Consider the following 13,568-nt stretch of genomic DNA (forward strand, 5'->3'; position numbering starts at 1 on the left):
TAACCACCCGATCTGCTGAAGCTTTTGAGGTCTTTTGTTTTGCTTTCATCTTCGTGCCTTACGTCACTACGATGAAACCAAAACACTCACTTATTCACAACATCAATTCTGTGCCATAGGACCTGACGGGGAACAGTGGTTGTAAATGCAAAGATACAGTCTTCTGGCAATCTTTCTGCTTTAGGTCGTGCGAACCAGAAATAGTCACTGTCTTTTAATTCGTCTCGCGTGAAGGACATTATCTCGTACAGGTAGCGAAACACTGCATCTTCTGCTTCCTGCACGAGAAGCTTCGGATCCTTTTTGACAAGGAACTTAATCATTGATTTTCACCCCCCCCATTTGTAGCCGCGGAATTAAGTCTTGGATTTGCGATATCTCTGTCCCGTATTCTCGCTGGCTTTCGATGTTGGAGTGTCCAACGATGTCTTGAATCGTGAAATTGTCGAGTCCCATGTTTCGTGCAGTGCAGATATACCTATGTCTCAGTGCATGCAGATTTCGGTTCTCCCTATGTGGTTCAAGTGCTACCCGTTTGACCGCCAAGTTCCAGGCACGTTGTAGATTTGAAATTTTCAGAGGCTGCCCAAAATACGCGTCATGGGTCGTATGCATGTTGCAGAAAAAATAGGGATGGCACTCGCTCGTTTGATTTACCTGATGGAAACTTCTTATTTCACTAAAGCACTCATTAAGCTGTTTAGATACATGTGGGGGAGCAAGCAGAAATGTGGGTGTAAACATCTGTTTGTGCAAAAATTTGGTGCCCTTCCATCCAGAATACATCGGGTCGAGGTTGCTTAATTTATGACGAGGAAGCGCATTGTAGCGGTTGGCAAGAAAGCTCGCTCTGTTTAGCTTTGTGTGGCCAAATGAACCAAGATATGTCGATTCAGAAGGATGGCATCTGAGCAGCAGCGGATTGGAACACTCTTTGCCGCCAATTTGGCCCCAGTAGCTTGGCGGTAGAATGTCTGTTTGCCAAAAGTGTAGAGGCTCCGACAGCCTTAGGCCTCCGAACCCCAGGATGATAAATACAGACTTGAAGACTGGATTGGGTTCGTGATCGATTATCGTTAATAGTTCCTCGGTACGTATTGATTTCTGTTCGCGACTGGATGGCTTCTGACTTGGTTTTCGCAAAACCTTTGGCAACTCAGGATGGCCTCTAGAAATAAACTTCTGCCATATTTCTCGCTGGGTATTCACGTGAACTAAAAAATCCCGGGTGGGGGCTTTGAAAGCTTTTCCAACATATGTGGCCTTGCGGAAAATCAACTGATGCGTTCCAATTCGAACGTGTCCGTACCTGGATTGAGAAAATTCCATGAAGGCCACGAGTTCATCAAACTCTGTTGCCGCTGACCTAACTGCAATTGGAGACCATCGATTTTTCTCAAGGTCTAACTCAGGCAAGGCACTTGCCCCTGAAACGCGTGCAAAACAATAGAGAGATAGTGCGTGGGAAAGACTTAGGGGGGAGGTCGCGGTTTGAGACAGCGCCGCCCCATGCAACTCAATGAACCTCAAAAAAGCCAATGTAACATTTCGGGCTTTGCGAGCCGAAAAGATTCGGCTGTAAAGGGCCCAAAATAGATATGTTGCTAACTCCCAGTATGCGGTCTTTCCCTGCAAGTCCAGATGGAACAATACTGGCACCTTTTGCGTAGTTGTTTTCGACGGGTTCCCCCCTGAAATGGGCAGCGTTAAAATTGATAAGCAAGTCATATAGTTCAGCAACATCCTTGTTTTTCTCAACAAGAATAGCTGCGGCTGTTGCTATGGATCAACCTAGATATCGAAAACGTGACACAAGAAAAACATAGTATATGTTAGGCTTCGACACCAAAATCATGCGCAAGGTGATTGCTGTCCGCAAGATGGACCAGGCCGAGCGGCAGGAACAAGAGAGCCTTCTCGACGTTTACCTGCACGCCATTGAGGGCGGTCAGCTCCCAGAGGCGGTTGGCGAGTAAGCGCCGTCGACGTTTTTGCTTCAGCGATACAATCGGGCGCCTTCAGGGCGCCCTATCTGTTTATGACACCGAAATACTGGCCGAGCATTTCAAGGGTGTAGATGCGTGAAGCTGTGCGCCTGTCGCACACATGCCCTAGGTTGAAATACTGCCGCATCATGGGCAGGGTTTTGTCATCGACCAGCGCCACCTCGGGGAGAGCGCTCATGTCAATACCGCCTGCGGGAGACAGTATGGTCTTAAGCGCAGGTATGGCGGTCCGTAGCCATTGCGGCCGGTGGTAGGATGCTGCCATTTTGAGCCTATAGGAGAAATCCGGCCCTGCCAGAAGGTCGTATCCGTATGCACTTGGCACCTTAATCAGCTCAGGGTCTATGGCCGCGATGATATGTGCTTCTAGTTTACCGTAGAGGCGTTCGCGATAATTAAGAGCGAGGGCAGGGCCGCTCAACTCAGCTTCCGCGAACGGATACAGGGCGTGTGAAAAGCGGTGGTTGACCGTGATATCCCGCCCGGCGTCATGACAGATACGCACCTTGGGGTATAGATAGTCGAGGTCAGGCTGGCTCAGGCGTTTGCCACTAAAGCCGGTCAGCGCTCGGAAGGCACTTGTCACTTGTTCCTCGAAGGCGCTTTGGTCAAAGTGCGGGGTGACCATCTGAGGGATATGTCTGCCAAATGTACCCCGTACAAAAGCGTCCAACCCGATTCCGCCTTTGCCCACATGCTGATAATAATAATGCCGATATATCTCACCGCACTTGCCGTTTGCCATGTAGGGCGCGTTAGCGGTGCGCGCTTTCCTGTCTGTGATGTCGTGCTCAAACCCGCTGAGACCGTCATCTTTCCAGCCATCAAAATAATAAAGCACATCTTCAGGCGTTGGTATGTGCTCAGGTTGAGTGAACGTGCTGCGGTCTACATGGTTGAGAGGCAGCTCGAAATACTTTGCCAAGGCTTTTGAAGGCGCCACGTCCTCATCGTCATCCGGGCCATAAACAAAAAGGTTCGGCCGAAGCCCAAATTCCTTAAAGAGCGCAATCATGAGGCGGGAATCGAAGCCGCCCGAGACGGAGGAAGTTACGTCACCCGGCTGTAGGTGTGCGAATTTTGAGAACCGCTTCCTGAGTGTGGAAAGCTGTAGCTCAACCATGTCGTCGAAGGTTTCGTCTCTGCGCACTGTAGGCAAGATGGGCGTCGGCTTTTCAATCGTGCGGAAGGCGTTGTCACGCCACTCGGCCACATGGTGCGGCATCAGGGCCGAAATCTGGTTGAGAAAGGTGGTCTGCCCGAGCACAAAGCCCGTGAAGACATACTCATAAACGCCCTGCATGTTGAAGCTGAGGCGGTCTTGCAGCAGCATGGCCTCGAGATAGCCGGCAGAGATGAACGAGCCTGCCGCATCGCTATATAATTTCCAACTGCCAAGGCCGTCATTGACGACATGCAGCTTGCCTGCCTTGCCGATCACAGCGGTAAACTGGCCCGTGCAGTCGGCCCAGTTAAATCGCGCGGCATCAAAACTGGTGTGGAGCGCGCGTGCTGCCTCGGCGCCGGTTTGATCTTTGAAGAAGAGCGTGCCGCAGACGGCGATGAAGTCTGTACCTCCTAAGGGCAGCAAGAGCGCTGTGCCGGACTGCTCGGCTGCCCATAAAACAAGGTCAAGGTCAGGGAAGCCGGGAACATCAAGATGGTGAAAGAGGGAAGTGCGCGGCTCCAGAAAACGTTTCAGCCGTTCCGCTTTGGCGCTGTTTTTCCGGAAGACAATGAGGGAGCTCATATAAGATTGGTCTCCAGCGGGCATGAAGGCTGTTGGTGATGCTATAGGGGCGTAGCCTATCTGCTCCTCATGCGTTGAGCAAGTGGTTGGGCGAGCACTAGAGCGCCGTTAACCGTATATTAGCGAGTGGCATGCAACACTTTCCGCGGCTGGAGATATACCTCCGGCGCAAGGTTAAGGTCTGGGGCCGCCGTGTCCCGCAAGTGTTTTGATTTCCCCGCTTTTCTGTCGTCGGTCAATCGTAGTCCGATTTGCACCGTGTTTAATCGGATTAGGGTTGGCTCCAACTGAGCGGCGGGTTGCATCCATGCTGCACACGGCATCAGGCTCATCAGGCGATAGGGAAAGGACCTTCCATGCTTCGATCCGTTGTGCGAGCTGTTATTTTCACTGCCATGCTCTGTATTGCACCCGCGAGTGGGGCGCAGCAGCCTTCAACCTCACTGATTGATGACAAGGTATTGGGCGAGGTGCGAAGCTGGCTTCTGGTTCCCGTGGTGTTTATGAGCGTGGAAGCGCAGAACCGCCGCTACGCGGGCCTCAAGCAGGCGGATATTGACGGGCTTGACCGCCAGTGGCGTGCGGAGCGGGAGGCGGAGAACCAGCCCTTGATCGCTGCGACCCTCAATAACCCGCTCTCTACCTATCTTACCCAGGTGCAGGCCGCGTCCGCGGGGCTCTTTACGGAGATTTTTGTGATCGACGCGCAAGGGCTGAACGCGGGGCAGAGCGCCATCACGTCTGACTTCTGGCAGGGCGACGAAGCCAAGTTCCAGAAAACATATGACGTTGGTGCGGGTGCGGTGTTCATCGATGAAGCTGAATATCATGAGGCGTCCGGCACATGGCGGGCGCAAGCAAACATGACCCTGCAATCAAATGGTGGTCAGGCCATTGGGGCCGCGACGATTGAGATAAACCTCACTGAGCTGGCCCGTCGCAGCAAACTATCATCAGCGGGAGGGCAATAATGCTGGATATCATTAGAAAACTCTCAATCCCCGGCAAGGTTATCACGGCCTTTGGCCTCCTTATTGCCATTATGCTGGTGGCGACGATTGTTACGTTTGCCGACATGAAGCGCTTGTCCGCCACCCTTGAGGGGGCGTCAGACGTGCAGAACTTTCGTGCGTCCTATAGCGAGCTGATCAGCAGCTTAGACAGGCAACGGCAGGCCGTTCTCTATCTGTTGGTAGCCAGTGACCGTTCTATCTTGAAGCAATATGACGAAGCGGGCGAAACCTTTGAGCGTGTTGCGCAAGACCTGCTCGAGCACGCGGGCAGACGGCAGGAGCTTGCGGGCCCGGTTACGGCGATGATTGAAAAGGCGGAGCGTTGGCGCGGCGATTATGCAGAGAAGCAGATCAGGCTGACATCCCACCACCTTACCGTAAATGAGGCACGGGCGATTGAAGCCACCGGTGCGCCCGGTGCTATCTTTGATGAAATCCGCATGCTTGAGGCGCAGGTGGACGGAATAGAGCAGGAGATGGCGAGCCACGCGCATCAGGCGGCACGTGAAGCCATCAGCGGGGTAACCGTGATTACCATCACCTCCAACGTGTTGATCGTGGTGGTGGCTGTGTTGGCGGGCCTCTTTTTCGCGCGGCAGATCGCTGTGCCGATCCGGCGCATGACAACCACCATGCTGGCCCTTGCAGATGGTGATGATACGGTTGAGGTGCCCTGCATGCACTTCAAGGATGAGATCGGCCACATGGCGGGCGCGGTAAACACGTTCAAAGAAAACGCCATTGAACGCACGCGACTTCGGGAAGAGGCAGAGGCAGCCCGGCTTCGGGAAGAGGAGGCCGAGCGCGAGCGTCTGCGCCTTGAGCAGGAAGCGCAGGAAGCCGAGCTTCAGCGCCAGCAGGAAGAAGTGGCGGCGCGCGAGCGTAAAACCGCTGTGATCACCACCCTGATATCCGAGTTTGATAGCAAGGTGCAGGAAACCATGGCGCAGGTTGCGGCAGAGCTTGATAACCTGATGAATATCTCTGACCTCCTTGTGCAAACGGCAGATAAAACCGGTGATCAGACTTCCGCTGCCGCAGCGTCGGCGGAGGAATCCAGCTCCAACGTGCAAACGGTGGCGGCTGCGACGGAAGAGCTTGGGCAATCTGTCGCCGAGATCGCGCGCCAGATGGATCTTTCCTCGCGCCAGTCCCAGGAAACGGCATCAGCCGCCGGGCAGTCTGAACAGATCATGACTGAACTGGCGCAGTCCTCCGGTGCGATTGGCGAGATCGTGAAGCTGATCAACGATATCGCTGAACAAACCAACCTGCTCGCGCTGAACGCCACGATTGAGGCCGCGCGTGCAGGCGAGGCCGGCAAGGGGTTTGCCGTTGTGGCCAGTGAGGTCAAGAGCCTCGCGAACCAGACCGGCAAGGCGACCGAACAGATCAGCCAGCAGATCGGCGCCGTGCAGGTACAGTCTGAAAAAGCGAATGACGCGATGAAAGCGATCCGCAGCGGCATTCAGCAGATCGCGGAAATGGCATCAGGCGTGGCGTCTGCGGTGGAAGAACAGCGTGCGGCAACGGACGAGATTGCCCGCAATGTGCAGGAAGCCGCCACCGGCACGCAGGACGTAAGCCGTCACGTGGCGGGCGCGGCCGACGGCGCGCGGCAAACGCGGGATGCCTCAAGCCAGATGGCAGTGGCGTCCAAAACCATCCAGCAGGCGACGGACCAGATGCGCAATGTGACCACGCTGTTCCTTGATGATGTGCGGCAGCAGGCGCTCGAGGCTTAGGTCGGCTGGCTTTCAAACTCGCACAAGTGGGGCGGCAGGTAACTGTCACTGAGGTTGACATCACTCGGCCGCCCGGTGGTCAACAGTTTCACCTTGCCGCTGCCCTTGTGGGCAAATTCCGGGTGTCGCTTAAGGTATCCCTCAAGCGACGTGGCTACCACATTGGGCTGCGAGAGAAGCTCAACCCCGTCCGGTAGGGCGGCTTCAAAATAGGGGCGCACCAGCGGGAAGTGCGTGCAGCCAAGAAGTGCTGCATCAGGCTTGCTGCCCGCGTCCTCCAGTGCTTCCAGAACATAACCTTCAATCAATCCGGTCAGTGGCCGTGGGCCAGCGGCGCCCTCAATCGCGTCCACAAGGCCGGGGCAGGCCTTTTGCACCAGCCGGATATTGGGCGCGCGTTTGGCGACCTCTTCAAGGTAAGCGCCGCTGTTGACCGTTTTTTGCGTGGCAAACAGCAGGATTGTCTTGCCGTCAGGGCGGGTGATATTCTCGCCCGGATGTTCCTGTGACCAGGGCACACCGGTGATGGCTTCCACCATGGGCACAAGTACACCGAGGATGCGACGCCCGGGATAGGCGCGCGGCAACCATTTTTGCTGAAGCGTGCGAAGTGCTACGGCGGCGGCTGTGTTACAGGCGAGGATGACAAGGCTGCACCCCGCTTCGAACAAGGTTTCAACACCGTCGCGGGTCAGGTCAACGATGCGTTCGTTGGACCGGTGCCCGTATGGCGCGTTGGCGTGGTCCCCTAAATAAAGGAAATCCTGATCGGGCATGCGCCTGTGCAATGCTTCAAGGATTGTCAGCCCGCCCGAGCCAGAATCAAACACACCGATCACTATTTCATGCTCCCAACGGGCTTATGTGCCCAAGCCATACTCCGCCACCTTGCGGTATAAGGTAGACCGGCCAATGCCAAGGCGGCGGGCCACCTCCGCCATGCGCCCATCATATCTGAGCAGCGTTTGCCGGATAATCTCGGCCTCCAGTTCCGCCAGGGGCCGGACGTGGCCATCCTGCCCATGCAATACCAGAAGAGCACCGCCTTGTGGCATAATTTCGACAGGAGTTGTTGCCGCGGGTAGCGTTTGGTGAGACGGGGGCTGCATGGTGAGCGGCTGGCCCATCAGGTGCGGGAAATCGCTTTGCCTGAGCGTGTCTTCCTCTGAGAGGATCACGGCGCGGAAAAGGGCGTTCTGCAGCTGACGGATGTTGCCGGGCCAGCTGTAGCTCGAGAGCAGGTCCAGCACGTCTGGTGTCATGCGGCGGCGGGGTACTTCCTCAAGTGCGGAAATCTGGGTGAGGAAATGGTCTGCAAGCGCAGGGATATCGCTGTTGCGTTCTCTGAGCGGCGGGATCAGGATCGGGAAAACATTCAGCCTGTAATAGAGGTCTTCCCGGAAGGCACCGCTGGCGGAAAGCTCCGCCAAATTTCGGTTCGTTGCCGAAATGATCCTTATATCAACTCGCACACTCTGTTTACCGCCAACGGGGTCGATCTCTTTTTCCTGTATGGCGCGCAGCAGTTTGACCTGCACATCAAGGGGCAACTCGCCCACCTCATCAAGAAACAGCGTGCCGCCATTGGCTTCCTGAAATTTACCGATGCGTTTCTCGGTCGCGCCGGTGAAGGCACCTTTTTCATGCCCGAAGAGGATGCTTTCCACCAGATTTTCCGGGATGGCGCCGCAGTTGACCGCAACAAAGGGCGTGCCGGAGCGGTCACTGGCTTCATGGATCGCGCGGGCGAAAACTTCCTTACCAACCCCGCTTTCGCCTTCAATCAAGACGGGGATGCTTGAGTTGGCCGCTTTTTTGGCAAGCTTGACCGCGCGCTGCATGCCCACACTGGTGCCCACAAGATTGTCAAACCCGTGGCCTTTCATCTGGCCGGTCATCTGCCCGCTTACGGGGGCGATCTCGCCCACAAAGCCGCTGGTTTTGAGCGCAGCTTCAATCGCGGTGCGGATGCGTTCCGCGCTTGCAGGTTTGACGATAAAATCATTGGCGCCCGCCCGCATGGCATCCACAACCGTGGTGATGGACGAATGTGCCGTCAGCATAACAACCGGCAGGTTTGGGTGGTTTGGGCGAATGGCGTTCAGCACCTCAATGCCGTCCATCCCCGGCATCATCAGGTCAAGAAGCACAACGTCAACCGGTGGTGCGCTGCCGTCATTCAGCCGTTTGACCGCTTCTGCGCCGTCCATGGTATGCTCAGCCGCGAAGCCCGCACGCTTGATCACACCCTCAAGCAGCATGACCTGCGTCAGCTCGTCTTCTACAATCAGTACGCGTTCCTGTTTCATGCCTGATATCCCCCGATACGCATGATTGACACTACCTCAGCCTGCAGTGCGAATCGGAATGTATCATTTCAGGACACTTGTTAACAAAATAGAAATGTTAAAATTTTCTATTTCTGTAATTGAAAGAAAGAATGTTGCTTGAACGCGCAATTACGCTACCTTTTGGGCTCGGGCGTGCGGCGCACAGGGGCAAATACAAAATACAACCAAACATTTGGTGCCTGCCTGCCTTTGTAGATTTGCCTTTAATCTGTTTCAGGGAGATGAACTCATGAAACTAGCCGTTATTCGGGAAAGGCGAGACGCGGAAAAACGCGTTGCGGCCACCCCGGACAGTATTAAAAAACTCATTGCACTTGGCTTTGATGTCAGCGTTGAAAAAGGGGCCGGGGATGGCGCGTCTATCCCGGACAGCGCTTTTGAGACCGCCGGTGCCACTATTGGGAAAGACCTCAAGGCCACGCTGAAGGATGCGGATGTTATTTTCTCCGTGCAGGGGCTTGAGGGCAAAGACGCAAAAGCTGCCAAATCCGGCGCGGCGCTTTTGGCGGTCCTCAACCCGTTCCAGGAAGGGGAGCGGCTGGGTGATTATGCAAGCGCTGGCCTGATGTCTTTCGCGATGGAATTTGTACCGCGCATCACCCGCGCGCAGTCGATGGATGTGCTCTCAAGCCAATCCAACCTCGCGGGCTATAAGGCGGTGCTTGATGCCACGGCTGAGTTTGGCCGTGCGCTACCCATGATGATGACTGCCGCTGGCACCATCGCCCCCGCCAAAGTGATGGTGATGGGCGCGGGCGTTGCAGGGCTTCAGGCCATCGCGACCGCCAAGCGTCTTGGTGCTATCGTAAGCGCCACGGATGTTCGCCCCGCAGCCAAAGAACAGGTTGAAAGTTTGGGCGGCAAGTTTGTGATGGTCGAGGACGAGGAAACCGCAGCCGCAGAAACCTCTGGCGGTTATGCGAAGGAAATGTCTGACGAGTATAAAGCCAAACAAGCCGCGCTGATTGCGGAAACGCTGGCCAAGCAGGATATCGCCATTACCACGGCGCTTATCCCCGGCAGGCCCGCCCCGAAGCTGATCACGGAAGACATGATCAAATCCATGAAACCGGGCAGTGTGATCGTTGACCTTGCGGTTGAGATGGGCGGCAATTGCGCGCTCTCTGAACCTGGCAAGGTGGTGGAAGCGCATGGGGTCAAGATCGTTGGGCACAAGAACGTGCCATCACGCCTGGCGGCGGACGCCTCCGCGCTTTATGCCCGCAACCTTGTGCACTTCATCACCCCCATGGTGAAAGAGGGCGCACTCGCGTTTGATTTTGACGATGAAATCATCAGGGAATCGCTCATCACCAAAGACGGTGCGATTGTGAATGAACGCCTGAAAGGGGAGAAATAAGATGCATGACATTATCGTAAATCCTTTCGTCCAGCAGTTCTCCGTTTTCATTCTGGCGATCTTCATTGGCTATTATGTGGTGTGGTCGGTAACGCCAGCGCTGCATACGCCGCTGATGAGTGTCACGAACGCGATCTCAAGCGTGATTATCGTAGGGGCCTTGATTGCCGCCGGGCCTGAAGGCGCGACGCTCTCCAAAGTGCTGGGCGCGATTGCCATCGGCCTCGCCGCCGTAAACATCTTTGGTGGTTTTGCGGTCACAGCCCGCATGCTCGCCATGTATAAGAAAAAGAAATAGGGGGCCGAGCACATGACACAAATGCACGCTGACCTCACAGCCGTTGCCTACCTGGTGGCTGCTGTTCTTTTCATCCTGTCGCTTCGCGGCCTGTCATCACCTGTCACCAGTCGCAAGGGTAATATCTTCGGCATGGTGGGTATGGCTATCGCGGTGGTGACAACCATCCTGAACCCCGAGATCGTGTCTTATGACTGGATCATCGGCGCCATCGTGATTGGTGGTGGTATCGGCTTTATCATCGCCCGCAAGATCGCGATGACAGCCATGCCGCAGCTTGTGGCGGCTTTCCACAGCCTTGTGGGCCTTGCCGCCGTTTTTGTCGCGGCCAGTGCTTTCCTCAACCCGGTATCCTTCGGCATTGCGGACACTATCGGGCATATCTACACGGCGTCAAAGATTGAGATGAGCCTCGGCATCGCCATTGGTGCCATCACTTTCTCTGGTTCTGTGATCGCTTTCGCGAAGCTGAACGGCAATATGTCCGGCGCGCCGATCATGCTGCCTGCCCGGCATCTCATCAACATCGTGCTGGCGCTCGGCATTGTTGGCGGTATCGGCTGGTTTGTGGTGGATAATGATGCCGCTGTTGCCGGTATCCATATCTTCTGGATCGTCACGGCGCTCAGCTTCATCATTGGGTTCCTCCTGATCATCCCGATTGGCGGCGCAGATATGCCGGTGGTGGTGTCCATGCTGAACAGCTACTCGGGCTGGGCGGCTGCAGGCATTGGTTTCACGCTGGCGAACACAGCGCTTATCGTCACCGGTGCGCTGGTGGGCTCCTCGGGGGCTATCCTCAGCTACATCATGTGTAAAGGCATGAACCGCAGCTTCATTTCTGTGATCCTTGGTGGTTTTGGGGGTGACGGCGGTGTGGCCGCTGGTGGTGCAACTGAAACCCGCCCGGTGAAGCAGGGCTCAGCCGAAGACGCGGCCTTCATCATGAAAAATGCTTCCAAGGTTATCATCGTGCCGGGCTACGGCATGGCGGTAGCGCAGGCGCAGCATGCGCTCAAGGAAATGTGTGATGTGCTGAAGAAAGAGGGCGTTGAGGTCAAATATGCCATCCACCCTGTGGCGGGCCGTATGCCGGGGCACATGAACGTGCTGCTGGCGGAAGCCAACGTGCCCTATGATGAGGTGTTTGAGCTTGAAGACATCAACAGCGAGTTTTCACAAGCCGACGTGGCCTTCGTGATTGGCGCGAACGATGTGACCAACCCGTCGGCCAAGACAGACCCGCAAAGCCCGATCTTCGGCATGCCTGTGCTGGATGTTGAAAAAGCCAAAACCGTGCTTTTCATCAAGCGGTCCATGGGCAGTGGCTATGCGGGTGTGGAGAACGAGCTTTTCTTCCGCGATAACACCATGATGCTGTTCTCGGATGCGAAGAAAATGGTGGAAGAGATCGTCAAGAGCTTCCACTAGGCACATTACAGGCCTTCAGCAAAGGGGCATCCGGTGAAACCGCCGGGTGCCCCTTTCTCACGTTCAGATTGCGTTCAGATTACACCCCGTAGTATGTTAGCCTTCAAAAGGTTGTCTCATATGGAGGGCTAGACCATGACTTTAAAAACCTTGAGCCAAATCACCTCAGGCGCGCTTGTCGCCGCCGGGTGTTTTCTATCGCTCGGTTTTGCAATGCCAGCGCAAGCGGACGTGAACGTTGAGTTCACCGGTGTGGTGGCGGAGCGTATGAACCGCATCGCGGCGGTTGAGATGAAGCGGGAGGAATCCTTCCGCAAATATCGCAATGAAGATGTGGTCTGGGGCCCAAAAACCAAAGCGGTGTTTGACCGCAGCTATTTCTCCGGCACCGAATGGGGCAACGAGCGGATTTTCCCCAATATCGAGGATTACAATGTGCCGGGCCTTCTGAAAGCGATGGTGGAGCGCGGGATCAAGGAAGCAGACCCATCGTTCGACGGCACCGTTCACATCACGGTTGAGAAAATGCGCATTGCCAACTTCCCGATTGCGGTGATCGGCTCCACCAGAACCGATATGAAGGGCATCGTGCGGGTATTGGATGCGTCCGGCAACCTTATGGCCGAGCATGAAATCTGGTCAGGCCTCGTCAAGGAATATTCCGTCTCCAGCCACTATGATGGGCCGAATTATGCCTACCGGGCCCAAGCTGTACACAAACGTGTAGGGCCGATCATGGCGGAGTTTAGCGAGAAAGTGCTTGAGACCCTGTATCCTGACTATGACGCGCCGGGCCTTGTGGTGCTGCAACGCCACTAGCGCACGCCAGATAAGCAAATAGCAAAAAGGCCGCTACTCGAATGAGTGGCGGCCTTTTCTTTGGGAAGGGCCTTTGGGAAGGATAGGAATTGGAAAGTAGCGGCGGACGGTTTCGGGCCAATATGAAACCGCCCGCCAGATTGGCGCCGCTGTCAGGACCGGCACCTCACCGCGCTGAGGCATCCAACACAAGCGCGGTGTTTTCATGGTATGACATGATTGCAATTAATAATCAATCGCAAAAATAAGCGAGGGCGAGATTTTTATCTCTAGGTAGAATTTGGGCAGGGATAGCCGGGCGGTTGCCTGAGAGCCAGTGGCACACGTTCAGGGCTCACAGTGGCTTCGTGGTTGGTTGCGGTCGGTTTGTGCTCGGGGCTTCTGCGCGAGAGGCTGTGAAGCCCCTCGTTCTATCGCATCCCCCTCCCAAAAAGTGCGCCGGTGGCCGCTTATGCAACCTGAAAGCGGGAAATCAGCCCATCCTTGAATTCAAGTTGATACGTTAGCACTGCGGGGCTGCCGGGGAAGGTGCCTTCCACGCGCATGCGGGCCATAAGCGTTTCCCCTTGCCACTGATAATCAAGCGGGGTGTTGGTGGTTTTATACCGTGCCGTCACGTCCTCTTTCCAGGCAAGTATCTCCGCTCGCCCTCTGTATGTTCTGCCTTCATCCAGCACTATAGCATCTGCACTGAAGCAGGCTGATAGGGTCTGAGGGTCATGGGCGTTGGTTGCCGCTACATAGCGGTCCAGAATAGCAGGAACGTCTTTCATCATGGGGCTCCATATCTCCAAA

12 protein-coding genes are annotated in these 13,568 nt (G+C 55.5%); 7 read left to right on the forward strand and 5 right to left on the reverse strand.

Annotation, left to right across the window (positions count from 1 at the left end):
- Positions 1-315 precede the first annotated feature (315 nt).
- Positions 316-1,743: a tyrosine-type recombinase/integrase gene (locus ACN0XZ_RS11945; RefSeq protein WP_417458002.1), complete on the reverse strand. Its 1,428-nt coding sequence runs from the start codon at positions 1,741-1,743 to the stop codon at positions 316-318.
- Positions 1,744-1,829: 86 nt separating this feature from the next.
- Between ACN0XZ_RS11945 and ACN0XZ_RS11950 the strand changes: the two genes are divergently transcribed.
- Positions 1,830-1,976, forward strand: a complete 147-nt coding sequence (locus ACN0XZ_RS11950; RefSeq protein ID WP_417458003.1) for a GapR family DNA-binding domain-containing protein — start codon at positions 1,830-1,832, stop codon at positions 1,974-1,976.
- Positions 1,977-2,028: 52 nt separating this feature from the next.
- On the opposite strand, the gene ACN0XZ_RS11955 is transcribed toward ACN0XZ_RS11950, so the two are convergent.
- Positions 2,029-3,756 (reverse strand): hypothetical protein, encoded by a 1,728-nt coding sequence (locus ACN0XZ_RS11955; RefSeq protein ID WP_417458004.1) that lies wholly within the window; start codon positions 3,754-3,756, stop codon positions 2,029-2,031.
- 356 nt (positions 3,757-4,112) lie between these two features.
- On the opposite strand from ACN0XZ_RS11955, the gene ACN0XZ_RS11960 reads away from it, so the two are divergent.
- A complete protein-coding gene (locus tag ACN0XZ_RS11960; RefSeq protein ID WP_417458005.1) occupies positions 4,113-4,727 on the forward strand; it encodes a hypothetical protein in 615 nt (204 codons plus the stop codon).
- Positions 4,727-6,514 carry a methyl-accepting chemotaxis protein gene (locus tag ACN0XZ_RS11965; protein ID WP_417458006.1) on the forward strand — a complete coding sequence of 596 codons (1,788 nt, stop codon included), beginning with the start codon at positions 4,727-4,729 and terminating at the stop codon, positions 6,512-6,514. Before ACN0XZ_RS11960 ends, ACN0XZ_RS11965 begins: the two co-directional genes overlap by 1 nt.
- On the opposite strand, the gene ACN0XZ_RS11970 is transcribed toward ACN0XZ_RS11965, so the two are convergent.
- Positions 6,511-7,353, reverse strand: a complete 843-nt coding sequence (locus tag ACN0XZ_RS11970) for a glutamate racemase (RefSeq protein WP_417458007.1) — start codon at positions 7,351-7,353, stop codon at positions 6,511-6,513. The two genes, ACN0XZ_RS11965 and ACN0XZ_RS11970, sit on opposite strands and share 4 nt — an antisense overlap.
- A gap of 21 nt (positions 7,354-7,374) precedes the next feature.
- The gene (locus ACN0XZ_RS11975) at positions 7,375-8,823 is read right to left on the reverse strand and encodes a sigma-54-dependent transcriptional regulator (protein ID WP_417458008.1); all 1,449 of its coding nucleotides are present in this window, start codon (positions 8,821-8,823) and stop codon (positions 7,375-7,377) included.
- Positions 8,824-9,094: 271 nt separating this feature from the next.
- Between ACN0XZ_RS11975 and ACN0XZ_RS11980 the strand changes: the two genes are divergently transcribed.
- The 4 genes from ACN0XZ_RS11980 (at position 9,095) to ACN0XZ_RS11995 (ending at position 12,773) form a co-directional block, all read left to right on the forward strand.
- Complete coding sequence (locus ACN0XZ_RS11980; RefSeq protein ID WP_417458009.1) at positions 9,095-10,225, forward strand: Re/Si-specific NAD(P)(+) transhydrogenase subunit alpha; 1,131 nt, start codon at positions 9,095-9,097, stop codon at positions 10,223-10,225.
- 1 nt (position 10,226) lies between these two features.
- Positions 10,227-10,523 (forward strand): NAD(P) transhydrogenase subunit alpha, encoded by a 297-nt coding sequence (locus ACN0XZ_RS11985; protein WP_417458010.1) that lies wholly within the window; start codon positions 10,227-10,229, stop codon positions 10,521-10,523.
- 21 nt (positions 10,524-10,544) lie between these two features.
- A complete protein-coding gene (locus ACN0XZ_RS11990) occupies positions 10,545-11,954 on the forward strand; it encodes an NAD(P)(+) transhydrogenase (Re/Si-specific) subunit beta (RefSeq protein WP_417458377.1) in 1,410 nt (469 codons plus the stop codon).
- A gap of 135 nt (positions 11,955-12,089) precedes the next feature.
- A complete protein-coding gene (locus ACN0XZ_RS11995; RefSeq protein ID WP_417458011.1) occupies positions 12,090-12,773 on the forward strand; it encodes a hypothetical protein in 684 nt (227 codons plus the stop codon).
- A gap of 449 nt (positions 12,774-13,222) precedes the next feature.
- Here ACN0XZ_RS11995 and ACN0XZ_RS12000 read toward each other — a convergent pair whose 3' ends face one another.
- Positions 13,223-13,546, reverse strand: coding sequence for a nuclear transport factor 2 family protein (locus ACN0XZ_RS12000; protein WP_417458012.1), 324 nt, complete (start codon positions 13,544-13,546; stop codon positions 13,223-13,225).
- Positions 13,547-13,568 lie beyond the last annotated feature (22 nt).

Source organism: Kordiimonas sp., assembly GCF_048264555.1.
Taxonomy (GTDB): Bacteria; Pseudomonadota; Alphaproteobacteria; order Sphingomonadales; family Kordiimonadaceae; genus Kordiimonas.

Excerpts from the sequence above, each read along its gene's own strand:
- ACN0XZ_RS12000 (WP_417458012.1), bottom strand. The coding sequence starts at position 13,546 with ATGAAAGACGTTCCTGCTATTCTGGACCGCTATGTAGCGGCAACCAAC.
- ACN0XZ_RS11990 (WP_417458377.1), top strand. The coding sequence starts at position 10,545 with ATGCACGCTGACCTCACAGCCGTTGCCTACCTGGTGGCTGCTGTTCTT.
- ACN0XZ_RS11995 (WP_417458011.1), top strand. The coding sequence starts at position 12,090 with ATGACTTTAAAAACCTTGAGCCAAATCACCTCAGGCGCGCTTGTCGCC.
- ACN0XZ_RS11950 (WP_417458003.1), top strand. The coding sequence starts at position 1,830 with ATGTTAGGCTTCGACACCAAAATCATGCGCAAGGTGATTGCTGTCCGC.
- ACN0XZ_RS11955 (WP_417458004.1), bottom strand. The coding sequence starts at position 3,756 with ATGAGCTCCCTCATTGTCTTCCGGAAAAACAGCGCCAAAGCGGAACGG.
- ACN0XZ_RS11985 (WP_417458010.1), top strand. The coding sequence starts at position 10,227 with ATGCATGACATTATCGTAAATCCTTTCGTCCAGCAGTTCTCCGTTTTC.
- ACN0XZ_RS11980 (WP_417458009.1), top strand. The coding sequence starts at position 9,095 with ATGAAACTAGCCGTTATTCGGGAAAGGCGAGACGCGGAAAAACGCGTT.
- ACN0XZ_RS11960 (WP_417458005.1), top strand. The coding sequence starts at position 4,113 with ATGCTTCGATCCGTTGTGCGAGCTGTTATTTTCACTGCCATGCTCTGT.
- ACN0XZ_RS11945 (WP_417458002.1), bottom strand. The coding sequence starts at position 1,743 with ATGTTGCTGAACTATATGACTTGCTTATCAATTTTAACGCTGCCCATT.
- ACN0XZ_RS11975 (WP_417458008.1), bottom strand. The coding sequence starts at position 8,823 with ATGAAACAGGAACGCGTACTGATTGTAGAAGACGAGCTGACGCAGGTC.
- ACN0XZ_RS11965 (WP_417458006.1), top strand. The coding sequence starts at position 4,727 with ATGCTGGATATCATTAGAAAACTCTCAATCCCCGGCAAGGTTATCACG.